The sequence below is a fragment of the Rhodococcus sp. NPDC003322 genome (genome assembly GCF_053589555.1).
Window position 1 is genome coordinate 690,700 of sequence record NZ_JBSFSC010000002.1, and the last position, 24,410, is coordinate 715,109.

Below are 24,410 nucleotides of genomic sequence, written 5' to 3' on the forward strand. Positions count from 1 at the left end.
GATCTCCCTCCGCACGCGGCACCCGGTGCGGTGGACCCGACGCGGTTACGCTCTCCCCATGACCCGATCGCGATCGGTCAAGGTGTGGGTGCTCGCCGTGCTGGTACTGCTGGCGGGCACGGTCACCGCGTGCGGCGGGGGGTCGGGCGGCTCGTCCACCGACCTGTGCTCGCCGCCCGGGGTCGGCTCGGCCGCGGCGGCGCCGACCAACCTGGACGCGTCGGCGGCGGTGACGGTGGAGGACAGGTACACCACCGCCGGCACTCGCCCCGTCGACCAGATCGACACGAGCAAGCTCGGCCTGATCGTGCCCGGCACCCTCAGCGTCGGCACGCTGTCCGACGCGCCACCGAGCATCTGCGTCAACTCCGCCGGCACCTTCACCGGCTTCGACAACGAACTGCTCAAGGCGGTCGCCGCGAAACTCGGCCTGCAGATACAGTTCTCGGGCACCGAGTTCGCCGGCCTGCTCTCGCAGGTCGCGAACCGACGCTTCGACGTCGGGTCGTCGTCCATCACCACGACCGACGAGCGCCGCAAGACGGTCGGGTTCACCAACGGCTACGACTTCGGCTACTTCTCCCTCGTCGCCCCGAACGGCGGTAAGGTCCAGTCCTTTTCGGACCTGAACGCGAGTACCCGGATCGGGGTGGTGCAGGGCACCGTGCAGGACGACTACGTCGTCAACACCCTCAAGCTCGACCCGGTGAAGTTCCCGGACTACAACACCGCCTACGCGAACCTGAAGTCCGGGCAGATCGATGCCTGGGTGGCGCCGTCGCAACAGGCCGAGGGGGCGATCAAACCCGGTGACGGCACCTCGATCGTGCAGAACACCTTCAGCCTCAACAACTTCGTCGGCTGGGCGGCGAACAAGGACAACCAGCCTCTGATCGACGCGCTGAACTCCGGCCTGGACGCCGTCATCGCCGACGGCACCTGGGCGAGGCTGTATTCCGAGTGGGTGCCGCGTGAGCTTCCGCCGGGGTGGAAGCCGGGCAGCAAGGCCGCCCCGGCTCCGGTCCTGCCCGACTTCGCCGCGCTGGCAGCCGAACAGGGTCAGGGCGGCGGCGAGCAGACCGCCCCGAAATCCACGCTGGCGCAGCTCGGGGACACGTTCTTCAACTGGGAGCTGTACCGCAAGGCGATCCCCGACCTGCTGACGACGGGCCTGCCGAACACCGTCATCCTGGCACTGACCTCGGGGGTGATCGGCACCGTCCTCGGCATGCTGCTGGCGATCGCCGGCATCTCCCGGACCCGCTGGCTGCGCTGGCCCGCCCGCGTCTACACCGACGTCTTCCGCGGCCTGCCCGCGGTGGTGATCATCCTGATCGTCGGCCTCGGTGTCGGCCCGCTCGTCAAGAACCTGACCGGGAACAACCCGTACTGGCTCGGCGCGGCGGCGCTGGCGCTGCTGGCGGCCGCCTACATCGGGGAGATCTTCCGCTCCGGTATCCAGAGCGTCGAACCCGGGCAGATGGAGGCCGCACGGGCGATCGGTTTCGGGTACCGGCGGGCGATGACGCTGGTGGTGATCCCGCAGGGCGTGCGGAGAGTGCTGCCCGCGTTGATGAATCAGTTCATCTCGCTGATCAAGGACTCGTCGCTGATCTACTTCCTCGGCCTGCTCGCCACCCAGCGGGAACTGTTCGCCGTCGGCCGGGACCTGAACGCGCAGACCGGCAACCTGTCGCCGCTCGTCGCGGCGGGCCTGTTCTACCTGGTGCTGACCATCCCGCTGACCCACCTGGTGAACTACATCGACAAGCGTCTGCGGACCGGCAGGGCCGACACCTCCGGCACCCTCGACGAACTCGACCAGGCCATCGTCGTGGAGAGGGGATAGCCAGTGACGGAACCGACGAGCCCCGAGACCGCCACCGCGTCCGGAACACTCACCGGCACCGGCCTGCATCTCGCGTTCGGTCGCAACAAGATCCTGCGCGGCGTCGACATCCACGTCGGCGCCGGCGCCACCACCTCGGTGATCGGACCGTCCGGGTCCGGGAAGTCCACCCTGCTGCGGGTGCTCAACCGGCTGTACGAACCGGACGCCGGCGACATCCTGCTCGACGGCCGGTCGGTGCTCGGCGACAACCCCGATGTCCTGCGGCAGCGGATCGGGATGGTGTTCCAGCAGTTCAACCTGTTCCCGCACCGGACGGTCGCCGACAACGTCGCGCTCGGCCCGCGCAAGCTGCGCGGGCTGTCGAAGGAGGGCGCCCGCGAACTGGCGCTCGAGCAGCTCGACCTCGTCGGCCTGCGGGCCAAGGCGGACTCGCGGCCGGCGAACCTGTCGGGCGGGCAGCAGCAGCGGGTTGCGATCGCGCGGGCGCTGGCGATGAAGCCGGAGATCATGTTCTTCGACGAGGCCACCTCCGCGCTCGACCCGGAACTGGTCAAGGGGGTGCTCGCGCTGATGAGCGACCTGGCGTCGGGCGGCATGTCGATGATCGTGGTCACCCACGAGATGGGTTTCGCCCGAACGGTGTCCGACACCGTGCTGTTCATGGACGGCGGCGTCGTCGTGGAGACCGGCAGGCCCGAGGCGCTGTTCGACGACCCGCAGACCGATCGCCTGCAGGCGTTCCTGTCGCAGGTGCTGTGACCGCTACGCCCCGTGCCGGCCGGCTCCGGCCTCGAAACGCGCCGCACCCGCGACACCCTCCGCGAGCACGGCAGGCACCCCGGCGGCTCCCTCGGCCCGGATCGCCTCGGCGAGCGGCAGATCCAGCGCGCGGTACGCGGAGGCGCGGTCGGTGAGCATGCACAGCTGGGGGAACGCGGCGATCTCGCGCGCCAGTGCCTGGGCTGCGGGGAGCGCGTCGCCGTCGGGCACGACCCGGTTCGCCAGGCCCATCGCCAGCGCCTCGGCCGCGTCGACGGCCCGGCCGGTCAGGATCATGTCCAGCGCCCGGCCCTGCCCGACGATCCGCGGCAGCCGCACCGTGCCACCGTCGATCAGCGGGACACCCCACCGGCGGCAGAAGACACCGAAGGTCGCCGACTCCTCGACCACGCGCAGGTCCGCGAGCAGGGCCAGTTCGAGACCCCCGGCGACGGCGTAGCCGCCGACCGCCGCGATCAGGGGCTTGCTCAGCGCCATCCGGGTCGGTCCCATCGGCCCCGCGCCGCCGCCGTCCGGGTCGAGTTCGTGGCGCCGGGCCGGGTCCCCGATCGCGGTGAGGTCGGCGCCGGCGCAGAAGTTGCCACCGGTGCCCCACAGCACCGCGACCCGCTGCGTGGCGTCGGCCTCGAACGCCTCGAACGCGGCGCGCAGGTCCCGCGCCATCGGCCCGTCGACGGCATTGCGCTTGTCCGGGTGGTCCAGAGTGATGGTGGTGATGCCGTCGGACGTCTCCGACCGCACCCGAGCGTCGGGCATGGTGGCCTCCTCGTCACGCGAATTCGTACCGCTCCAACCCGTCCGTTATAGCGCTGCCGGACGCTCCGCGTGATCGGTCGGCGCGATTCACCCGGTCGGGGTGAGGCGCATCCGGAATCCGCTCGTGAAGCTGGTGTCACACCCGAGACCTGCCAGGAGGGCGCAATGTGCCAGACCCCGAAGGATCCGAGTGCCGCGACCGTGGCGGCCAATCGTGCCGCGACGGAGAAGTACGACATGGCGAATCGGCAGGACTTCGTCGATTCACGCCGCGGTCTGATCGCCGATCTTCCCGGAAATGTCACGGGCGCAGGCGGTTCGGTGATCTTCGATCCCGACGACTTCGGCTACATCGGTGACGACGAGCCTGCACCCGACTCGGTCGAGCCGAGCCTGTGGCGACAGTCGCAGATGATCCGCCCCGGCGGGCTGTTCGAGGTCGCCAAGGGCCTGTACCAGGTCCGCAACAACGACATCGCGAACCTGACCGTGGTCGAGGGCGAGGACGGACTGATCGTCGTCGACTGCATGGCTGGCGTCGAGTCCGCTCGCCAGGGCATGACGCTGATCCGCGAGCACGTGAGCGACAAACCGGTCGTCGCGGTGATCTACACCCACACCCACATCGACCACTACGGCGGCGTCAAGGGTGTCGTCGACGCGGAGGACGTCGCGTCGGGCAAGGTGCCGATCATCGCGCCGGGCCACCAGTTCGACAAGTACGCGATCGGGGAGAACGTGGTGGCAGGCAACGCGATGGCCCGCCGCGCCGCGTACGCGTTCGGCGGTCTCCTCGAGTCCGGTCCGCGGGGCTTCGTCACCTGCGGCATCGGCATCGCGAGCACCAAAGGCCCCGAGGTGTCGTACATTTCGCCCACCGACCTGATCACCGAGACCGGCACCCGGCGCGAGATCGCGGGCCTGGAGTTCGAGTTCCTCTACGCCCCCGACACCGAGGCGCCGGAGGAGATGCACATCTGGATCCCGCAGCTGGCCGCGTTGACGTGCGCGGAGAACGCCAACCACTCGCTGCACAACATCCAGACGCTGCGCGGCGCCCGCACCCGCGACGCCCGCAACTTCGCGCGCTACCTCGACGAGACCCTGGAACGGTGGGGCGACGCCGCCGAGGTGCACTACGGCCCGCACACCTGGCCGGTGTGGGGCAACGAGAACGTCACCGCGTTCATCGAATCGCAGCGCGACACCTACAAGTACATCCACGACCAGGCGCTGCGGCTGGCGAACAAGGGGTACACGCCGCTGGAGGCCGCCGAGGTCGTCGAGCTGCCCGAGGAACTCGCCCGCAACTGGGCCAATCGCGGGTACCACGGCACGCTGCACCACGACGTGCGTGCGGTCTACACCAAGGAACTGGGGATGTGGGACGGGGATCCGGTGTCGCTGCACCCGCATCCGCCTGCCGAGTCCGCGAAGCGGTTCGTCGAGTTCGCGGGCGCCGACAACATTCTCGCCGAGGGCAGGCGCGCGATCGAGGACGCCGACTACCGGTGGGCCGTCGAGATTCTGCACAAGCTGGTCTTCGCGCAGCCGGACAACACGGCCGCGCGTGAGTTGCAGGCGGATGCCTACGAGCAGATGGGCTACCAGGCGGAGGGCCCGCAGTGGCGCGGGATCTTCCTCAGTGCCGCACTGGAATTGCGTGAGGGCGTCAAGCCGATGCCGTTCACCACCGCCAGCCCGGACACCATCCTGGGCATGCCGGTCGACATCCTGTTCGACTTCGTGGCCGTGCACGTCGACGGCCCGAAGGCGACCGACGTGGACCTCCGGATCGACTTCGTCTTCACCGACCGCGACGAGACCTGGACCATGTGGATCCGGCGCGGCACCCTGGGTGCCCGCTGCGGTGCCTCACCCGACACCCAGTTGACGGTGTCGGGACCGAAGGCCGCACTGACCGGGGTGCTGCTCCAGCCCGGAAATGCGGGCAAGCTCGCCGAGTCCGGCGCGATCACCCTCGACGGCGACGCGCAGGCCCTGGCGACGCTGGCCTCCGTGCTCGACGAGTTCGATCCGGCCTTCCCGATCGTCACCCCGTGACCGGTGAGTCCTTCTGGTCCGCCGGCGGGCCGGAAGGACTCCGGGCGCCGGAGGCGCCTACGACCCGAACGGGTTCGAGAAGCCGCCGAGGTCGCCGAGCCCGCCGCCGTAGATGTTCAGATCGATGTCGGCGTTGACGCCGGGAATCCGCGCGGTGCTCGTGTACTGCCAGAACGTCCAGCGGGTCCATCCACCGGGCAGCGGACCCGGCTGGCTCTTGCCGTTGTAGTCGGCGATCCACAGCGGGTAGTTCGAGAACTCGGTGGTGTTCGCCATCGCGGTGCGCCAGAAGTTCGGATACGTGTAGATGATCGGCTGCTTGTGGGTCAGCGCCTGCACCGAGTTCAGATAGCGCCGCGTCCAGTCGGCGAGGGCGGCGGGCGGCAGACCCCCGGTGGCCTCCAGGTCGAGCACCGGCGGAAGGCCGCCGGACACGATCGGCGCCGCCGTCGAGGCGAAGAACGCGGCCTGCGCCTCCGGAGACTGGGACGGGTCGGCGTAGTGGTACGCGCCGCGGGCGATGCCCGCGGCGCGCATGCCGATGCCGTCCTGCACGAAATAGGGGTTCACGTAGCTCAGGCTCTCGGTGGCCTTGACCATCGCGAAATCGTGCCCGGATGCACGGACGGCGAACCAGTCGATGCCGGAGCCGCCGGGGTGCTGCCAGGAGGCGACGTCCGGGCCCTTGACGGGACCGGCCGCCGCGAGGGCGGGTGCTCCCAGCGCCAGCGCCCCGGCCAGCAACAGCGAGGCGAAGCGGATGACATTTCGGATACGGCCATTGCGCAGCGACGTCATCGCCCGAGACTAAACCGACACCGAACACCGGTGCAGCGCTTCCGGGACGATCGTTATCGCCTGTTCGAATGCCCGTCACCCGAGCCGCCGGGCCGGTCGGCTCAGCCCAGCCAGTCCAGCACCGCCGCCGCCGTCCAGGACTGCTGCATGCTGCCGAGAGGTTCGCCGGTGAACGGCTCGTAATACTCGGCGAAGCTGCCGTCGCCGGCCTGGCGCAGGCCCTCGGCGCGCAGGTGCCGGGACCGCTCGGCCCAGCCGCGGCGGGCGAACACCCAGGAGAACAGCCACGTCATCACCGGCCACACCGGGCCGCGCCAGTACTCGCGGGAGCGGAAGTCGCCGGACACCGGCGACGTCGACGGCGGCACCGCATACCGCAGGTCGGGGTGCCCGCAGAACCGTGGCCCCTCGAAGGTCCGCAGCAGCGTCCGCTCGATGTCGCGGGGCAGTCCACCGCACAGCAGCGGCGCGAACATGGCGAGGGTGTCGGTGCCGATCCAGCGGCCGGACCGCAGGTCGAAATCGCGTGCCGCCCCGGAGCGCGGGTCGGTCGTCGCGACGACACCGGACCGGAACCGCTCCGCCCAGTGGTGCAGGTCCCTCACGTCGGCGTGCGGCGCCGAGTACTCCTCGCCGATCGTGGCGAGCACGTCGCAGGCCAGGGAGAAGATCGCGCTGACGAAGACGTCCTCGACGGCAAAGCTCATGGCGGACACCAGATCCGCATCGTCGTAGCGAACCCGCTTCATCTCCTCGAGCAGCCACAGGTAGCGGTCGTACTCGGCGTTCGTCGGCCGCTGCGTCGGGTCGGCGACGACGACGTTGTCCGCGCGCCGGTAGGCCGGCACGACTCCGGGAATCACGTTGGCGTACGGCACATCCCAGCGAGGCGAGTTGTCCATCCCGGACTCCCACCCGTGATAGAGCGTCACCCGGCCCGTCTCCTTCGGGTCCCGGGCGTGTGCCAGCCAGCGGTGCCAGCGCATCAGATCGGGCCAGCGCCGGTCGAGGAACTCCTCGGCCACCGCCCGGGTGGTGCGGCCGTGCCGGCGGGAGTGGTCGAGGATGCGCTGCACCGCGATCGCGTGCACCGGCGGCTGGGTGATGCCCGACGTCTGCGGGGAACCCGGGGCCGCGGCGGCGAGGGCGGAGCAGGCCCACCGGTCCGGGCCGGGGAAGTAGCCGTCGACCCCGCCCGCGAACACGATGTGCGGGATCATCCCGTTGCTCCACTGCGCGGACAGCAGCGTGTCGAGTTCGACGACCGCGCGTTCGACGCTGAGCGGGGCCAGCCCGACCGCGACGAACGCGGCGTCCCAGCTCCACATGTGCGGGTAGAGGCGAGGGGCGGCGCTCGTCATCGTGCCCAGGTCGTTACCCCGCAGCAGGTAGGCGGCGCGCGCCGCGAGCTGGGTGGGGGTGAATCCGGGGTCCGACATGCCCACAAGTGTGCGGCCCGGCTGATCGTTTCGCCCGCCGGGCCTGTCGATCGCCGAGCTCAGCCCTTGGGGCGCGCGACCTCGTCGGAGCTGCGGAACACCAGCCGCCCGTCGTCCAGCTTGATCGCCCACCGCTTCGCGAGTGCCCAGTCGCGGCCGTAGTCGGCGGGATCCTCGGCGAGGCTGCCCGCGAAGTCGTCGACGATCACGCCGGATTCCTGGGTCGGTGCACCCTCGCCCGAGACGGGATCTGCACTGGTCACGACCGCGTCGCCCACGGCGAACGGCTTGTCCCCGGACTTTCCGCCCGGCGCTGCGCCGGACCCCTTCGTCTCCTTGCCAGATCCCATGTTCGCGACTTCCTTCCTGCTCGCCGAGGCCCGCAGGAACTTGTGGAACGCAGCGGACCATGGCGCCGGTGCGGCACCAGTCTCGTAACCAGAATGTAGCTGACCCTGTACCCTCCACGCCGGATCGACGCGACGGCGGCGCGCGTTCCCCCTGGTCGCCGCCTCGACGCGCCCTACCCACGCCCGTACCTCAACGTGGTGAGGGTCGCGAGAATCTTCTCGGTCCGCGGGGTCCGGGCGAAGGTCAGCGTCGGCATCAGCGTGGGAAGGCGACGACGGGTCACCGCCTTCGCGTACGCGAACTCCCTGAGGCCGTCCGGGCCGTGGATCCGCCCGAAGCCGGAGTCACCGACCCCACCGAACGGGAGCGCCGGGACGGCCGCGAACGCGAACACCGCGTTCACCGACGTCATGCCCGAGCGGATACGCCGGGCCAGCTCGACACCGCGGGCCTTGCTGAACACCGCGGACCCGAGTCCGTAGCGGGAGGCGTTGGTCCGCGCGACGGCCTCGTCCATGTCCCGGACCCTCGCCACCGTGAGCGTCGGCCCGAACGTCTCCTCGGTGACCGCGACCGAGTCCTCCGGGACATCCACCAGGACGGTCGGCTGGACCAGCCGGTCCCCGACGGCGTCCGCTCCGCCGACGACGGCCCGCCCGCCGCGAGCGAGGGCGTCGCGCACGTGCCTGCGCACCACCTCGAGTTGCGACGGCATCGTCATCGGGCCGATCGGGGCGGCGGGGTCGGTGCCGGCGCGCAGTTCGCCTGCGAGCGCGGTCAGCCTGGCGAGGAACGGCTCGTACACCCGCTCGTGCACGTACACCCGCTCGGTGCCGATGCAGGACTGCCCGGCGTTGGCCATGCCCGCCCACACCGCGGCGTCCGCGGCCGCATCGAGGTCCGCGTCCTCGTCCACCAGCAGCGCATCCTTGCCGCCCGCCTCGATGACGACCGGGGTCAGGGTGTCCGCGCAGGCCGCCATCACCTTGCGTCCGGTCGCCGGTGAGCCGGTGAACGCCAGCTTGTCGACGCCCGCGCGGCACAGTGCCTCCCCGGTGGGCCCGAGCCCGGTGACCAGTTGCAGCACCGGCGCGTCCGGCACCGCCTGCGTGAACGCGTCGACCAGCCAGGCGCCGACACCGGGGGTGAACTCGCTCGGCTTGAACACCACGGCGTTGCCCGCCGCCAGCGCGTACGCGATCGACCCCATCGGGGTGAACACCGGGTAGTTCCACGGCCCGATCACACCGACCACGCCTCGCGGCAGGTACTCGACCGTCGCGGTCTGGTCGATCATGTCGAGTCCGGATCGAACACGCTTGCGGCCCAGCACCTTCGGTGCATGCTTCGCCGCCCACGACAGGTGCCCGAGCGCGAGGACGATCTCCAGCCGGGCGTCGGAGTCGGGCTTGCCGGTCTCGGCGTACACGACGTCGGCCAGCTGTCCCATCCGCCGGGTGATGACGCCGGCCCACGCCATCAGATGGGTGCGGCGCTCGGCGAAGGTCAGCGCCGACCACCACTGGGCGGCCCCACGCGCCCGCTCGACCGCGGCCCGCACCTCGTCCGGACCCGTGATCGGGTGGGTGCCGACGACCTCACCCGTTCGGGGATCGAGGGAGTCGAATGTCTGTGGTGCGGAGCCGGTCCCGATGTCGGTCCGGTCCCCGGTCCCGAGTGTGCTCATGGTGTGTCCTTCGGTGCATTCGGCAGCGCGGCCCTGCCGCGCAGGAGATCCGCCGCCTTCTCGGCGATCATGACGGTCGGGGCGTTGGTGTTTCCTCGGGTGACGGTCGGCATCACGGACGCGTCCACCACGCGCAGTCCCTCGACGCCGCGCACCCGCAGCTCGGAGTCGACGACAGCGCCCTCCCCGTCGCCCATCGCGCAGGTGCCGACGGGGTGGTAGAGCGTCTGGGTCCAGGCCCGCGCGTGATCGGCGAGATCGCCGTCGGAGGCGCCGTCGAGGCGGGACGGCAGGAAGGGCCGGTCCAGGAACCGCGCGATGGCCGGTTGCCGGGCGATGTCGACGATGCGGCGCACCCCGGCCAGCATCGCGTCCAGGTCGGCCGGGTCGTCGAAGTACCGCGGGTCGATCTCGGGGTGCCAGCGCGGATCGGCCGAGCGCAGACGCAACCGTCCCCGGCTCGCGACGCTCACGAGCGTCACCGCGACCGTGAACAGCCCGCTGGGCATCTCCCGCAGCGCGTTGTCGACGAAGCCGCCCGGCGCCACGTGGACCTGGAGGTCGGGTGCGCGCAGCCCGTCTCGGCTGGAGAAGAACGCGCCGCCCTCGCCGACGTTGGACGTCAGCGGACCGCGCCCCGCCACCTTCCACTGCGCGAACCGGGCGGGCGGGGCGGTGATGTCCTTGAGGTCGGTGGTTCCGGTGGTGTGCCACAGCACCGGCAACACCGGATGGTCGTGCAGATTCTCCCCGACGCCCGGTAGGTCCGCGACCACGTCGATGCCGTGCTCGCGGAGGTGGGCGGCCGGGCCGAGGCCCGAGAGCATCAGCAGCTGCGGGCTGTTGATCGCGCCGCCGCAGAGCACCACCTCACCGGCCGCCCGGGCAACGTGCTCGGCACCGTCCCGCAGGTAGCGGACGCCGACCGCGCGGGTGCCGCGCAGATCGACGGCGGTCGCGAACGCGTCGGTCAGCACGGTGAGATTCGGCCGGCCGAGTGCCGGACGCAGGTACGCGTCGGCGGTGGACCAGCGCCGACCGTGGTGGCAGGTGACCTGGTACCGACCGGCGCCCTCCTGCGCGGCACCGTTGAAGTCGTCGGTGGGCGCGAGACCCGCGTCCACCGCCGCGGCGATCCACCCGTCCGTCAGCTCGTGAGTGAACCGCCGGTCCTCGACCCGCAGCGGCCCGGACCGCCCGTGGAACGGTCCGGTCAGACGCGAATTATGTTCCGCACGTGTGAAATACGGGAGAACGTCGTCGTAGCCCCAGCCGACGGCACCGTGCACGTCGCGCCAGTCGTCGTAGTCGGCGCGGTTGCCGCGGATGTAGATCATCGCGTTCATCGACGAGCAGCCGCCGAGCGCCTTCATCCGCGGCCAGTACGCGGACCTGCTGTCGAGTTGCTTCTGCGGGACCGTCTGATAGTTCCAGTCCCACTTGGTCTTGAAGAGGGACGCGAACGCGGCCGGAATCCTGATCTCGTCGGCGTCGTCCTCGCCGCCGGCCTCGAGCAGCAGCACCGAGACGTCGGGGTCCTCGGTCAGGCGAGCGGCCAGGACGCAGCCTGCACTGCCCGCTCCGACGACGACGTAGTCGTACTCGTCCTTTTCCACCACGGCGACTCCTCGACCCGGGGAAGGCGGGTGTGATCGTCACCACACCCGTGTCCCAGTCTAGGAACACCGCGGCGTCTGCACACGGTTCGGTCTCCGGCGCGGCGGCATATCCTTCGGGGATGCGCCCGACAGCACTGATCACCGGGGCCGGCCGCGGCCTCGGCGCCGCCATCGCCCGCGACCTCGCCCCGACCCACGACCTGCTGCTCGGCGGCAGGGAGCCGGGTTCGCTGACCGCGATCCTCGCCGAGCTCGACGGTGCCCGCGGCTGGCCGGTGGACCTGACCGACCACGCCGCCGTCGCCGCCGCCGTCGATGATGTCGACCGGCTCGACGTGCTCGTGCACAACGCGGGGATCGCCGAGATCGGCACCGTCGCCGACACCCCGGCCGCGGTGTGGCGGGACATGTACGAGGCGAACGTGGTCGCCGTGGTCGAACTGACCCGGCTGCTGTTGCCCGCACTCCGGGCCGCGAACGGGCACGTGGTGCTGATCAACTCCGGTGCCGGGCTGCGCGCCAACCCGGGCTGGGGCGCATACGCGGCGAGCAAGTTCGCGCTCCGCGCGTTCGGGGACGCGCTGCGGGCGGAGGAGCCTGCGCTGCGCGTCACCTCGATCCACCCCGGCCGCGTCGACACCGACATGCAACGTGCCATCGTCGCCACCGAGGGCGGGGAGTACGACCCCACGCGGTTCCTCACGCCGGAGTCGGTCGCGCGGGCGGTCCGGAATGCCGTCGAGACGCCCCGGGACGCCCACCCGACCGAGATCGTGCTGCGGCCGGTCGCCCGCTAGCTCCGCTCCACCAGCACGCAGCGGGCGCCGGAGAAGATCGTCGGCATGCACTTGTTGCAGTGGATGCACAGCGACTTGGTGCGCTCGTCGGCGACGATCCGGTTGATCAGGTCCGGTTCCCGGAGCAGGGCGCGGGCCATCGCGACGAACTCGAAGCCCTCCGCCATCGCGGTGTCCATGCCCGCCTTGTCGGTGACGCCGCCGAGCAGCACCAGCGGCATCTTCACCGCGGCACGGATCTGCCGAGCGGACTCGAGCATGAACAGCGGCTCGTAGGGGTAGGCCTTGATGAACTTCTTGCCGACCAGCTGCACGCCGAGCCGCAGCGGCTGGTCCATGGCCTTGGCGAACTCGTGCACGGGGGCGTCGCCGCGGAAGAGGTACATCGGGTTGAGCAGCGAGCTGCCCATCGTCAGCTCGAGGGCGTCGAGCCCGCCGTCCGCCTCGAGCCACTGCGCGACCTGGATGGCCTCGTCCACCCAGAACCCGCCGGGGACGCCGTCGTCGATGTTCAGCTTCGCCAGGACCGCGATGCGGTCGCCGACCGCGTCACGGACGGCGAGCGCCGTCTCCCGCACGATCCGGGCGCGATTCTCCAGCGACCCGCCATAGGCGTCCTTGCGGTGGTTGATCAGCCGGGACAGGAACGAGCTGGCGAAATAGTTGTGGCCGAAGTGGATCTCGACGGCGTCGAAGCCGCCCTCGATCGCGAACCGGGCGGCGTCGGCGTGCGCTGCGGTGATCCGCTTGATGTCGTCGAGGGTGGCGGCCTGGGTGACCTTCATGCTCAGCGGGCTGAACGACTTCGTCGGCGCGAGAGCGGTGAGCCCGTTGGACTTGGCGTTGGCGACCGGGCCGGCGTGGCCGATCTGCGCGGACGCCGCGGCCCCCTCGGCGTGGATGGCGTCGGTGAGCCGGCGCAGACCGGGAACGACCTCCGGGCGCATCCACAGCTGGCCGCGTTCGGTGCGCCCCTCGGGGGCGACCGCGCAGTACGCGACGGTGGACATGCCGACGCCACCGGCCGCCGGGCGGCGGTGGAATTCGATCAGCTCGTCGGTGACCAGCGCGTCGGGCGTCTTGCCCTCGAACGTCGCCGACTTGATGATGCGGTTGCGCAGGGTGATCGGGCCGAGCTTGGCGGGAGCCAGCACGTCGGGATGGGTCACGTCATGTCCTCCGGTTGCGGGTGGAACAGAGCCTAGAACCATTTCGGTACCAGCGGAACCGTAATTGCCCGATCAGTGGGATCCTCACCCCTGGTGGTTCCCTAATGTCACATCGACTCACTTGAGGACACCAAATGTGACATTAGGGAACCGCGGGTAGGGGTCAGACGAGGGCGAGTGCGGCGAATGCCGCGAGGGCGACGAGCGACGCGCCGGTCACCGACTGCACGCGACGATCGACGACGCACATCACCGACAGGAACCCGGGCATCGAGCCGCCTCGCCGGGTGTGGACGATCGCGGCAAGGCTCGGCATGCACCGTCCGAGCGAGACCAGCGTGAACAGCGCGGCACCGAGAGCGGGCGACCCGACCGCGAGAAGTCCGAGGACGAGCAGGTAGTAGGCGCTGGACCGGATGAAGATCAGGAATCCGGGGCCGATGATCGCGCCGAACAACAACGACACCTTCCACGGCTCCATCGTGCGCCGCAGGTGCCGGGGCAACTGCTGTCGCCGCATCGGTGCAGGCATCGTGAGCACCCCGAGTTCGTGCAGGCCGTACGCCAGCGCGAACAGCGCCCAGCCGAACAGCATCCACGTCGCCGACAGGTGGTCCGAGACCAGCGAGCCGAGGGCGCCGAGCACGGCACCCGTGACGGCACCGGTGGTCACCGAACCCAGTGCGTGCCAGGCCAACCGGCGAACAGGTGTGGACGATCCCTTGCGGCCGGGCTGCTTCGGAGCGGCGACCACCCCGGCGACGGACATGCCGCAGGTCGACCAGTTGGCCGCCAACGAGGTCACCGCTCCGGCCCCGACCACCACCGCGGTCAGTGCGGTCGGCGCCGACGGGGTCGCGACGGTGGCGACACCGGCACCGACCGCGGCGGCGGCGGCGATCAGACCGACGCGAGCGGACGTTCCCACCGCCTCCCCGAGGGCGGGGCGGATGTCCGGATTATCGGTTTCGATCGGCCCGTGATTCAGGACTGTTGTCATCGATTACCTCCAAAGTCGTTGCTGTACACGGAACCTGGTCGACTCCGCATGTTTCATTCGACCGTGACGGTGCCGGTCATGTACCGATGCACCGAGCACGTGTAGACGTACGTGCCCGCCCGCTCGAAGGTGTACGAGTACGTCCCGACGCCAGTGATCCCGCTGTCCAATTCGCCCTCGACGTCCACCCGGTGTTCCGACGCCACATGGTGCAGGACGCCACCGTCGTCGAACCGCCACTCGACGGTGCCGCCGACGGGGACCGTCACGTCCACCGGATTGAACTGCACGTTGCGGATATCGATCACCGCATCCGGGTGCACCTCTCCCGAGCACCCGGTGGCCAGTGCCACGGCTGCGGCACCCGGAAGCAGCCACCTCCTCCCGATTCGACTGCGGCGCACTACTGGACGATCACCGTGCCGACCATCATCGGGTGCGGCGTGCAGTGGTAGGTGAAGGTGCCGGGGTCGTCGAAGGTGTACTCGTAGGTGCCCTCGGTGAGCAGGTCGCTCTGCAGCACGCCCTCCAACGGCCCGTTCCCGGCGACGTCGTGCGGCAGCCCGTTGTCGTCGAACCGCCATTGGACCGTCTGCCCCTTCTCGATGGTCACCGAGGCCGGCGTGTACGCCATGTTCTTCACCTCGATCACCACCGCGGGCTCGTCCGACGCGTCCGCCGACCCACAGGCGGTCAGGCTTGCCACGACGGCCAGCGCCGCGGTCATGGGGAGCAGTCTCTTCACGGTTGGTCCTCTCATCGGATGTACCGCAGGTTCGCGGTCATCCCGGCCTCGAAGTGATAGGCGTTGTGGCAGTGGAACATCCACTCGCCTGGGTTGTCGGCGTCGAACTCGACGGCAAGTTCGGTGCCGGGCAGCACGTTGACGGTGTCGCGGCGCAACCCGCCGTAGTCGGGGACAGCGAAGGTGTGCCCGTGCGTGTGCATGGGGTGCCACATCGTGGTTCTGTTCACCATCGTGATGCGGACCCGTTCCCCCTGCCGCATAACCAGTTTCCCCGCATCCGGACCGGCCAGACCCCACACGTACCGGTCGCCGGCCTGGATCAGCTCGACCCGGTGGTCCCGGTCGGGGGTGCGGGTGTCCAGCCGGACGCTCTCTGCAGGTCGCATGGCACTCTCCGCGAGCAGGCGCCCACCCAATTCCGGTAGGACCCCACCGACGTCCGGATTGGGCAGCGCCGCAGCATCCGTCGACCGCAGCACCGTGGATGCGTAGCCGTCTCGGCCCTCGACCTTGGCGACCACCGGCCACGCCCCGGACTTCAGCGTGACGAGCACGTCGTAGCGTTGCGCCATCCCGATGACGAGGGTGTCGGTGGTGGTGGGGGTGACGTCGAAACCGTCGGCCGCGATCACCGTCAGTTCGTGCCCCGCGACCGCGAAGCGGTACGGCGTCTCCGCGGCCGCGTTGACGATCCGCAGCCGAACCCGGCTGCCCGGTGCCGCCGTCACCACCTCGGGATCGTTCGGCGGACGGCCGTTGATCAGGTGCAGCGGATAGCCGATGTGCTGGGTCATGCCGCCCAGCGCCTCGGACGAGCCGTGACCGCCCGACACCAGGCCTTGTGCGACGCCGATCGAGTCCGCGCTGTGCACCATCGGCGCCCCGCCCCCGCCGTGCCCGGCGTGCCCGCCGGCGATGTCCGGGTTCAGTGCCATCAGCACCGCCTCGGGGGTGGTGCCGAGCCCGTCGACCCAGTCGTCGAGCACCAGCACCGCGTCGACGTCGGCGCCGGAGTTGTCGTTCGGGTCCTCGACCACGAGTGCGCCGAACAACCCCCGATCGGCCTGCAATCCGCTGTGCGAGTGGTACCAGTGCGTTCCGGGGTCGGGGACCACGAACTCGTACTCGAAGCCCGTCCCGGGGCCGATCGGCGCCTGCGTCGCGGGTGCCGCACCGTCCATGTCGTTGCGAATCCGGATGCCGTGCCAGTGCAACGTGGTGTCCGCGGACAACTCGTTGCGCACCGACACCCGCATCCGGTCGCGCACGCTCGCCCGCAGCTCGGGGGCGACCGCCCGGCCGCCGTACGACCAGGTGTCGACCAGGCGGCCACCGAGATCGACGGTGGCGACCGTGGCGGTCAACGCCACGGGCATCTCCCGGCCGCTCCATCCGCGGGCCTGTTCCGCCGCCGCGACCTCCGGGTCGGTCGGGGCGATGTAGTCGGGCGGCGTGCTCGAATCTGCCGCCTCGACGAAGCCGCAGGCCGTGGTGCCGATCCCCAGCGCGCCGAGGCTCACCGCCCCGACCCCGAGGGAGCCGAGCCGGAGGAACCCACGGCGATCGAGGACGGGACCACGCGGCGTCATTGCAGAACCTGGGGTGTCAGGAGCGTCCCGACATCGTCGACCGTGCCGGTGACCTCCGCTGAGCTGGTCTTCTCGCCGGTGGCCGAGGCGACACCGACGATCGTCTTCTTCGCCTTTCCGTCCACCTCGGGCCCGTCCCCGAGGACGAAGAGCGTGCGACCGTCGACCGAGAAGGCCGTGCTGTCGATCCCGGTGAGGCCGAGGTACGCCAGGTCGAGCGTCTTGACCGGCGCGAAGGTCCCGGCGTCGTGCAGTTCTATCTTCACCACGTCCCCGCCGCGGGCGGAGTCCGGGTGGATCGCAGAGTCGGTGTACTCGATCGCGAGGCGGCTGCCGGTGTTGTCGATGACGTTCTCCGAGAACCGGCCTCCTTCCCGGCCGGCGTTGCCGATCGGTGCGACGGCCGCGGTGGGCAGCCCGCCCGAGAAGTCGAAGACGTAGACGTCACCGTTCTCGCCGACGAGCAGGGCCTTCTTCGCGTCGGCGGCCCAGGTGACCTTGCGGGTGCTGACGAAGTCCTCGGGCAGCACCTTCGCCCGCCTGGACTCCGACGGGACACCGGAGTCGTCGATCGAGATCTGGACCAGCTCCCGGGTCTCCTCGCACACGCTGTAGAGCTCGTGCCCGACCAACCAGGTGAACGGCCCGCAGCCGATGAGCTGGAGGGCGCCGCTCTCCTTCTTCGCGGCGAGGTCGACGACGCGGACTCCGTAGAGCCCGTCGTCCCATGTCACGAAGTACTTTCCGTCGGAGGTCACTGCGCTCGACCCGGGACGGGAGTGGACGCGGGCGTAGTCGGGGAGCAGCGCCTCGGACGGTTCGAGGAGATTGCCGGAGTAGGTGCTCACGGTGAAGTCCGCCGCGCCGCGGGAACCGCGCGGGCGCCACACCTCGGCCGCGAGAACGGCCGGGTCGTCCGGCGTCTCACCGACGAAGCCGTGAATGACAGGGTCCCAGATGCCCGGCCCCACCACGAAACGGCTGCCCGCGACACCGGTGACCGGGTCGATGGCGTTGACGCCGAGTTCGAGCTTGCCGAAACCTCCTGCCACGGCGAGCAACTCGGTCGACCTGATCGGCTCGATCACCCCGACGTGCAGCGGTTCGGGAATGGCGTCGCCGATCTCCTGGTCTTCGTGACCCAGCGAGACGCCCTCGCCGGGCGCGGTGAACGGCACGCTGGGATAGGTGACCTCGCCGGAGGATGCGTCGTCGTCGGGCGAGCTGCACCCGGCGATCGCCAGGGTCGCGGCGAGCGGGACCGCGACCAGTGCCGCGGAGCGGGTGCGCCGTCGGATGGTGGTCATGCGCCGGCACCGACCTTCGGACGAGCGGCGGGACGGGTCTGGCAGTCCTCGCCGATGATGGGCGCCATCGTGCAGGTGTACGACTGGGATTCGTCGGAGACGCACCAGATGATCTCCTGGTCGTAGCTGCCCGAGACCGGGTTGTACATCACGGCCTGCATGTCGGGTTCACCGCAGAAGGCATTGGAGCACGACGGTGCGCCGCAGCAGTCGTAGTAGGCGATCAGGTAGGTCTTCCCGGTGTCGGGGTTGGTGCAGCAGCCGACCCAGAACTCGGCGCCCGGCTTGCTGCCGGGAGCGCAGGTGGTGACACCACCGCCGTTGCAGGCGGCACACGAGGTGCCGTCCATGTTGCACCAGCGCCAGTACTCGCATTCGGCGGGATCCTTGCCGTCGTACACCGGCAGCAAGGGTTCCGGTGCAGCGGGTGCCGGGGCGGCGGGCTCCTGGGCCATTGCGGTGCGGGTGACGGGCAGCGAGCCGATCAGCGCGACACCGGACACACCCATCGTCCAGCGACCGACGCGACTGAGCATGGATCGGCGCGAAACCCGCTCGGACAGCTTGCGTCCCGTGCGCCCGGCGAACGAACCTCCCTCACCCGCCATCCAGGCGGCCTGTTCACGGACGGTGTCCTCGTCGACCGGATACCTGTTCTCGGTCATGTCGTGGTCTTCCATGGCGTGCGTCTCCTTCTCTAGGGAAAATCCGCTCAGGCCGACTTCGCCTGCGCGTGCAGGTGCTGGAGCGAGGGGGTACCGGATTCGAGTGCGTTGAGCAGGCTCTCGACCTGTGCCATGTGGTTGCACAGGCCCTTGCCGCGGATCTTGCCGTGCTCGTCGAGGATCACCCCGTAGGGCGTGGTGCCGACCTGGTAGGCGATGCCCACGTCGCGGGCGTCGACGTAGCTCAGCTCGGCGCCGATATTGCTGCCCGCCAGGAACTCCCGGTGCTCCTCAGGTGTGCCGTCGGAGATGATCACGACGTCGAGGTCCGACTCGGCGCGCGCCATCGCCCGCAGTCCGGGCAGCAGGCTCTTGCAGGTGCTGCAGCCGGGGGCGGTGAACATCAGCAGCTGCGGCTTGTCCCGGTGCCCGCCGACGCGCACCGACCGGCCGACGTGGTCCTCGAGTCCCGCGAACGACGGTCCGGCCTGCGCGACCTTCGGTCCGGTGTCCATCATCCGGGCACCGAGCGGGCCGAGCCGCACCTGAACACGGCCGATCTCCCTGGCCAGCGCCAGCGTCATCAGGAACAGCAGGGCCACCGCGACCGTCAACACCACGACGGCCGCCACCAGAAATGTTGTCATTTGAACTCGTCCCGTCTCGTGGAAGTTGTTGAAGGTCAGGTGTTCGCGGTGCCGTACTTGGAGGCGGTGCTCACTGCTCGGAGCCTGATCGACGCGGCGGACAGGTGGTCGTCGACCGGCCGGTGCCCGATGTGGATGACCGTGCGCAGCTGGGCGAGCGCGACCACTGCCAACAGGACCAGCAACCCGATCAGCACAGCGATCAACCGGCCGATCGCACTGATCTCGGGAGCCGGCACCAATGCGAGCACCAGCGCCAGTGCAGCGAGCGAGCCGGCACGCACAGCGTGGAACCACCCGATCCGGGGCACATCGTGCGTGGCGCCGAAGGCGAAACACCCACAGTCGAGATCGCGGCGACCACGGGCCAGATTGACCGTCAGGCCCACCGCGAACCCGGCGAAAAGTAGCGCGGCGGCCGCTGCCGGCCAGCGTTCACCGAGACCGACGATCAAGAGGACACCGACCCCGACCTCGACGATCGGCAGGACCGCCGCGACCGCCCGCTCGGCCCATGCCGGCAGCAACCGGTAGCCCTTCACCACCGTCAGCAATCCGTCCCGGTCGCCGAGCTTGGGTACACCCGCGAGCAGGAGCGTCCCGCCGACGATCGACGCCGTCAACACCCAGATCATGGATCACGTCCTCTCTGTCGTCGGGGTCAATCGTGTCCACGGAATACGGCGGTTTCGCTGCGGCGACGAAACATCCACGCGCACCGCGAGTGGAAATCGGTGCGGACGGGAACCAGTCACGCCGACGCAGGTCACGCCGCGTCGCGGCGCGCTGTGGGAGGGATGTCTGCCGCCCCGGACCGACGTTCCGGAGCGGACGGTTCTGTCCGATTTCCACTTGCGGAAACACCTCCGCCACCACCGAAACGGCACCGACACACGAACGTGGTGACCTTCCTGACGGGACAGTGGATGCGCCACAACGGAAACCGATCGGAAACACGGCCCACCTACCGTTCCCTGCGAGCGGTCGGCCGAGGGGCCGGCGGACGAACGAGAACGAGGTGCCGACGTGACGGGCAACAGGCGAGCGGACGGCGGACGACTCGGCGGTGCCGCGCTCCGCGCCGCCATCGCGAGATCCCGGCGCACCCAGCCGCCGGCGGTGCCGGTCTTCTCGCCGTTGCGCGTGCTGGAGCGACGCCAGCTGTCCCAGGTCGACCTGGTCGGGCAGTCCCTCTCCACCATCGCGCCCGCGACCGGCATGATCTTCATCGCCTCGTGGATCGTCACGAACGACCCCGGCCCGGCCGGCTTGGCCGCGATCATCGGAACCACAGCGATCGTCACCGCGATCGCCTTCTGCGTCACCCAGTTCACCCGGCGGCTCGCCGCGGCCGGCTCGCTGTACAGCTTCGCCTTCCACGGTCTGCCGACCCGGGCGACCCTGACCACCGGGGCCGCCCTGTTGCTCGGCTACCTCGGGATCTCGATCTCGGTCCTCGCCAACTCGTCGACGAGCCTGCTGAGTATTGCTGCGGCACTAGGCATCCCGGCTTCGGGGACGGCACCCCTGCTGGCAACCGCCGGCGTCGTCGCCGGCCTGGTAGCGGTGATCGTGCTGCGCGGTGTCCGGTTCGCCACGCGCGCCATCGTGCTGGTCGAGGCCTGCTCACTCGTCCTGATCTGTGCGTTGATGATCGCCGGTCCCGACCCGACCGGACCGCCGGTCGCGCCACCCTCCTCCGCCACACTGCCGTTCCTGGCCCTGGTCGTGGTGTTCAGCATGGCGGGATTCGAGAGTGCGGCCTTCTTCGGACCCGAGGCACGGCGACCACTGACCACCGTGTCCCGGGCGGTACTCGTGACCCCGGTGGTGTGCGGCGCCGTCTTCGTCTTCGCGGGGTGGGCGGCGCTGACCGGACACGCGGACGCCGTGGTCGCCGCGTACTTCGACGGCACCGCCTCCGGCGCGAGCCTGGGCATGGTCCTGGCCGTGAAGTTGGGGGTCACCTGCTCGTGGCTGGCCTCGACGCTCGGCTGCGCACAGGCCGGATCCCGGCTCCTGCTCGCGATGGGGGTGGAGGGAACCCTGCCCCGGTCGCTGTCGCGGGTACACCGGCGACTGCGTACCCCGTACGTCGCGGTCGCGGCGTTCGGCGGCGTCAGTGTCGGCGGGGCCTGGCTCTACCTGTTCGCCTTCGTCGCGGACTCCGGCTGGTACGACGGGGCCGTCGAGGTCGCTCTCGTCACCGCGTACACCCTGCTCGGCGTCTCGTGCCTGCGGTTCCTCCAGCGGATCGGCGAGGACTCCGCCGCCACCACCGGTGCCGCCGTCGTCATCGCGACCGCCGGCACCGGACTGCTCGCCTACCTGGCCTTCGACGGCGTCGCGACCGGACAGTGGGTGATGCCGATCGCCGTGGCGACGGTCGCGGTGTCCGGAACTGTGTGGGCCGCCGCGCTGCGACGCCTTCGGCCCCGGTTCCTGTCGACGATGGGGGTTTTCGACAACGTCGAGACCGCGGACCTGTTGCCGGGGTCGGGTCTGCTGGTCCTGGACGACGACGGCCGCCCGCAGCTGGTGGCCGCCGATCCCCGGCCGGGGTCCGGGGAATGACCGCACACACCGAGGTCGGGGCGGCAACGGGATTCAGCGGGCAGCAACCGCGGGCGGTACGCAAGGCGCTGGGCATGCTCGAGGCGGTCGCGCAGCTCGGCCCCGGTACCACCGCGAAGGAGATCGCCCGCTTCACCGGGGTCCCACCCACCACGGCATATCGGATGCTCAATCTTCTTGTTGCCGAAGGATTCCTGGTCCGGGTTCCGGATCTGTCCGGCTTCGCACTCGGACGGCGCACCGCCGAACTGTCGCACGCGGCGTCGGCCACCGACACCTCCGCGACACTGCACGAGACGGTCGAGGGTCTCCGCGCGCGTACCCGGTTCGCGTTGCACGTCGCTTCCTTCGCCGGCGGACGGCTGCGATTCGTCGACCGGGACCCCGACCACGAGATCGTCGGCATCGCGCTGCTGGCGAAGAATCTGCACGCCAATGCCCTGGGCAAGTTGATGCTCGCCCACGATCCGGTCCTCCGCGACGGACTCGAACTGCGACGGCTCACCGATCACACCGTGTGCGATCCCGACCTCCTGCTCGCCGAGCTGTCGCGGGCGCAACGCGACGGCCACGCCTTCGAGAACGAGGAGTGCCGCCTCGGCCGGTCCGCCCTGGCGGTGCCGATCCGCGACCATTCGGCCGTGGTGGTCGGGGGCCTTTGCCTGCAGGGCTCGCCGCTCCGGGTGTCGCAGGCCGACCCCGAACAACTCGAATTCCTGCAGCAGGGATCTCGCCAGCTCACCGGCCTGCTCTGAGCCGCGGCCGCTCCGACCCTTGAGTTCCCCTGTGTCACATCGGGTGTCGTCGATCGATCCGACGTGACACAGGGGAACCTCGGGCGGAGTCAGTCGGTCACGAGCGCCGGCTCGGACGGGTCCACGCCGACGGCGGCGGGGACGGCGACCTGCTCGATACGGCGCGGCAGCGCGAACGCCACCAGCGCACCGATGAGCGCGGCGACCGCGCCGATCAGGAAGGCGACCTGGAAGCCCTTGTCCGTGTAGAAAACCACACCCTGGGTCATCTCCAGCGGGATCGGGGCGATGTGCGAGTTGTTCATGACCGTGAACGCGATGACCGGCAACACCGCCGGGAACACCGACTGGAAGACACCGACGATGCTCGCGGTGCTCGCCTGCAGTTGCGGCGGCACTGCCTCGATGAGCAGGTTCGGGATCGACGCGTACGCCATGCCCATTCCGGTTCCGAACAGGCCGGCGAACACGATCAGCAGCGCCTTGTCGTCGTGCACCATCGCGACGCAGAGGAAACCGGCGGCCATACCGAGCATCCCGATCACCATGAGCGGTCGCGGCCGGATGCCGCGACCGACGAGCATGCCGACGATGATGCCGCCGATGACGACCATGCCGCCGATCGGCGCCTGGAAGATGGCGAATCCCTCTGCACTGACTCCGAATCCGTAGCCGAGACCCAGGATGGCCGGGGTCATCGCGAGCATCGGAAGCAGGATGGTGAACAGTCCGCTGGATCCGTAGCAGAAGCCGGCACCGACGGCGGTGAGCAGGACCGGACGCTGCCTGAGCACGTCGAGGTCGATCAGCGGCTCCCGCACGGTGCGGGCCGAGATCAGCCAGGCGCCGATCAGCACGATTCCGCCGACGAGGTAGGCCAGGGTCGAACCGCTGCTCCAGCCCCAGGTGGGTCCGAAGCTGACCGCGATCAACACGCCGGCGATACCGGCGCCGAGCAGTACCGCGCCGATCAGGTCGATTCTCGAACGCAGCCGAACCGCCGATTCGTCGGTGGAGACCACGATCATCGCGCCGAGCACGACGAGACCGATCACGAAGAACCAGAAGATGCTGCGGAATCCGTGATTGTCGATGAGCCAGCCGGTGAGGAAGGGGGCGGGGATCGCGATCAGGCCCATCCCGCTGGTGGCGATGCTGACGGCCAACGCGACGGTCCGCTGCGGGAAGACGTCCCGGACCAACGAGTAGCTCAGGAACAGGCACGGGACCAGCAGGCCCGAGAGCGCGCGACCGGCGACGAGGACGGCGTAGCTGCCGGCGAGGGCGGAGACCAGCGAACCGAGCGCCGCGACGGCCACACACACGAGCAGGAGCCGCCGCTTGCCGTACATGTCCGCGAGCTTGCCGATGAGCGGGGCGGTGACCGCGCCGACCAGCAGGAAGGAGGTGAGCAGCCAGGCGCCCTGGGTGGTCTGGTAGTGGGCGGCGATGGCGGGCAACGCCATCGAGATCATCATGTAGCTGACCGCGAGCATCTCGAGGAGCAGCACGATCGAGGCCAGCGAGAAGATCAGTCGGGGCGTCCACGTCTGGGCGGCGTGCTCGGCCGGCGCTGCGGCCTGTGGTCCTGTGACCATGGGGGTTCCTTCCGGATTCCCGGACCGGCCGTCGAAGTCCTGATTCGAGGATCGGGCCGAGATGTGATGGTTGGCAGACACATTCACCGGACAGCCGGTCAATCGTGTTGCCCACATCACACTCTCCGCCGTGTGTCGCGCACCACACCGTGTTCCAGTCAGCGGGACGCCCGTGGAACTGGAGCCGAAACGACGAATCCCCGGGGCGACATCGG

Annotated in this window: 22 protein-coding genes; 6 read left to right on the forward strand and 16 right to left on the reverse strand. The window is 69.9% G+C overall.

Features of this window, described 5'->3' with window-relative positions:
- The first annotated feature begins 58 nt into the window (after nt 1-58).
- Both ACWDUM_RS09520 and ACWDUM_RS09525 read left to right on the forward strand, forming a co-directional pair.
- Nucleotides 59-1,849 (forward strand): ABC transporter substrate-binding protein/permease, encoded by a 1,791-nt coding sequence (locus ACWDUM_RS09520; protein WP_450114929.1) that lies wholly within the window; start codon nt 59-61, stop codon nt 1,847-1,849.
- A 3-nt stretch (nt 1,850-1,852) separates the two neighbouring features.
- Nucleotides 1,853-2,611, forward strand: coding sequence for an amino acid ABC transporter ATP-binding protein (locus tag ACWDUM_RS09525; protein WP_450133782.1), 759 nt, complete (start codon nt 1,853-1,855; stop codon nt 2,609-2,611).
- 3 nt (nt 2,612-2,614) lie between these two features.
- On the opposite strand, the gene ACWDUM_RS09530 is transcribed toward ACWDUM_RS09525, so the two are convergent.
- The gene (locus ACWDUM_RS09530; RefSeq protein ID WP_450133783.1) at nt 2,615-3,388 is read right to left on the reverse strand and encodes a crotonase/enoyl-CoA hydratase family protein; all 774 of its coding nucleotides are present in this window, start codon (nt 3,386-3,388) and stop codon (nt 2,615-2,617) included.
- A gap of 165 nt (nt 3,389-3,553) precedes the next feature.
- On the opposite strand from ACWDUM_RS09530, the gene ACWDUM_RS09535 reads away from it, so the two are divergent.
- Nucleotides 3,554-5,452, forward strand: a complete 1,899-nt coding sequence (locus tag ACWDUM_RS09535; RefSeq protein WP_450133784.1) for an alkyl/aryl-sulfatase — start codon at nt 3,554-3,556, stop codon at nt 5,450-5,452.
- 57 nt (nt 5,453-5,509) lie between these two features.
- On the opposite strand, the gene ACWDUM_RS09540 is transcribed toward ACWDUM_RS09535, so the two are convergent.
- From ACWDUM_RS09540 to ACWDUM_RS09560, 5 genes are all read right to left on the reverse strand, one after another.
- The gene (locus ACWDUM_RS09540; protein WP_450114925.1) at nt 5,510-6,250 is read right to left on the reverse strand and encodes a glycoside hydrolase family 25 protein; all 741 of its coding nucleotides are present in this window, start codon (nt 6,248-6,250) and stop codon (nt 5,510-5,512) included.
- A gap of 101 nt (nt 6,251-6,351) precedes the next feature.
- A complete protein-coding gene (ggh, locus tag ACWDUM_RS09545; protein WP_450133785.1) occupies nt 6,352-7,689 on the reverse strand; it encodes a glucosylglycerate hydrolase in 1,338 nt (445 codons plus the stop codon).
- 59 nt (nt 7,690-7,748) lie between these two features.
- Nucleotides 7,749-8,039 (reverse strand): hypothetical protein, encoded by a 291-nt coding sequence (locus ACWDUM_RS09550; protein ID WP_450114923.1) that lies wholly within the window; start codon nt 8,037-8,039, stop codon nt 7,749-7,751.
- A 173-nt stretch (nt 8,040-8,212) separates the two neighbouring features.
- Nucleotides 8,213-9,727, reverse strand: a complete 1,515-nt coding sequence (locus tag ACWDUM_RS09555) for an aldehyde dehydrogenase family protein (protein WP_450133786.1) — start codon at nt 9,725-9,727, stop codon at nt 8,213-8,215.
- Nucleotides 9,724-11,346: a GMC family oxidoreductase gene (locus ACWDUM_RS09560; protein ID WP_450133787.1), complete on the reverse strand. Its 1,623-nt coding sequence runs from the start codon at nt 11,344-11,346 to the stop codon at nt 9,724-9,726. Before ACWDUM_RS09560 ends, ACWDUM_RS09555 begins: the two co-directional genes overlap by 4 nt.
- Before the next feature lie 119 nt (nt 11,347-11,465).
- Here ACWDUM_RS09560 and ACWDUM_RS09565 point away from each other — a divergent pair, with 119 nt between their 5' ends.
- Complete coding sequence (locus ACWDUM_RS09565) at nt 11,466-12,143, forward strand: SDR family oxidoreductase (RefSeq protein WP_450133788.1); 678 nt, start codon at nt 11,466-11,468, stop codon at nt 12,141-12,143.
- Here ACWDUM_RS09565 and ACWDUM_RS09570 read toward each other — a convergent pair.
- The 9 genes from ACWDUM_RS09570 to ACWDUM_RS09610 form a co-directional block, all read right to left on the reverse strand.
- Nucleotides 12,140-13,354 carry an NADH:flavin oxidoreductase gene (locus ACWDUM_RS09570; RefSeq protein WP_450133789.1) on the reverse strand — a complete coding sequence of 405 codons (1,215 nt, stop codon included), beginning with the start codon at nt 13,352-13,354 and terminating at the stop codon, nt 12,140-12,142. The two genes, ACWDUM_RS09565 and ACWDUM_RS09570, sit on opposite strands and share 4 nt — an antisense overlap.
- A 121-nt stretch (nt 13,355-13,475) precedes the next feature.
- A complete protein-coding gene (locus tag ACWDUM_RS09575) occupies nt 13,476-14,312 on the reverse strand; it encodes a methylamine utilization protein (RefSeq protein WP_450133790.1) in 837 nt (278 codons plus the stop codon).
- 53 nt (nt 14,313-14,365) lie between these two features.
- Nucleotides 14,366-14,665, reverse strand: coding sequence for a cupredoxin domain-containing protein (locus ACWDUM_RS09580; RefSeq protein ID WP_450133791.1), 300 nt, complete (start codon nt 14,663-14,665; stop codon nt 14,366-14,368).
- Between the two features lie 50 nt (nt 14,666-14,715).
- Entirely contained in the window at nt 14,716-15,039 is a 324-nt protein-coding gene (locus ACWDUM_RS09585) for a plastocyanin/azurin family copper-binding protein (RefSeq protein ID WP_450134192.1), read from the reverse strand.
- 29 nt (nt 15,040-15,068) lie between these two features.
- A complete protein-coding gene (locus tag ACWDUM_RS09590; RefSeq protein WP_450133792.1) occupies nt 15,069-16,649 on the reverse strand; it encodes a multicopper oxidase family protein in 1,581 nt (526 codons plus the stop codon).
- A complete protein-coding gene (locus ACWDUM_RS09595) occupies nt 16,646-17,956 on the reverse strand; it encodes a hypothetical protein (protein ID WP_450133793.1) in 1,311 nt (436 codons plus the stop codon). Before ACWDUM_RS09595 ends, ACWDUM_RS09590 begins: the two co-directional genes overlap by 4 nt.
- The gene (locus ACWDUM_RS09600) at nt 17,953-18,636 is read right to left on the reverse strand and encodes a methylamine dehydrogenase light chain (RefSeq protein WP_450133794.1); all 684 of its coding nucleotides are present in this window, start codon (nt 18,634-18,636) and stop codon (nt 17,953-17,955) included. Before ACWDUM_RS09600 ends, ACWDUM_RS09595 begins: the two co-directional genes overlap by 4 nt.
- A gap of 32 nt (nt 18,637-18,668) precedes the next feature.
- Entirely contained in the window at nt 18,669-19,268 is a 600-nt protein-coding gene (locus tag ACWDUM_RS09605) for a redoxin domain-containing protein (protein ID WP_450133795.1), read from the reverse strand.
- Nucleotides 19,269-19,303: 35 nt separating this feature from the next.
- Nucleotides 19,304-19,903 carry a MauE/DoxX family redox-associated membrane protein gene (locus ACWDUM_RS09610; protein WP_450133796.1) on the reverse strand — a complete coding sequence of 200 codons (600 nt, stop codon included), beginning with the start codon at nt 19,901-19,903 and terminating at the stop codon, nt 19,304-19,306.
- A 391-nt stretch (nt 19,904-20,294) separates the two neighbouring features.
- Here ACWDUM_RS09610 and ACWDUM_RS09615 point away from each other — a divergent pair, with 391 nt between their 5' ends.
- The gene (locus tag ACWDUM_RS09615; protein WP_450133797.1) at nt 20,295-21,842 is read left to right on the forward strand and encodes an APC family permease; all 1,548 of its coding nucleotides are present in this window, start codon (nt 20,295-20,297) and stop codon (nt 21,840-21,842) included.
- On the forward strand, nt 21,839-22,597 hold the full coding sequence (locus tag ACWDUM_RS09620) for an IclR family transcriptional regulator (protein ID WP_450133798.1): 759 nt from the start codon (nt 21,839-21,841) through the stop codon (nt 22,595-22,597). Before ACWDUM_RS09615 ends, ACWDUM_RS09620 begins: the two co-directional genes overlap by 4 nt.
- An 89-nt stretch (nt 22,598-22,686) precedes the next feature.
- Here the strand turns inward: ACWDUM_RS09620 and ACWDUM_RS09625 are convergent, their stop codons facing one another.
- Nucleotides 22,687-24,195, reverse strand: coding sequence for an MFS transporter (locus tag ACWDUM_RS09625; protein WP_450133799.1), 1,509 nt, complete (start codon nt 24,193-24,195; stop codon nt 22,687-22,689).
- Between the last annotated feature and the right edge of the window lie 215 nt (nt 24,196-24,410).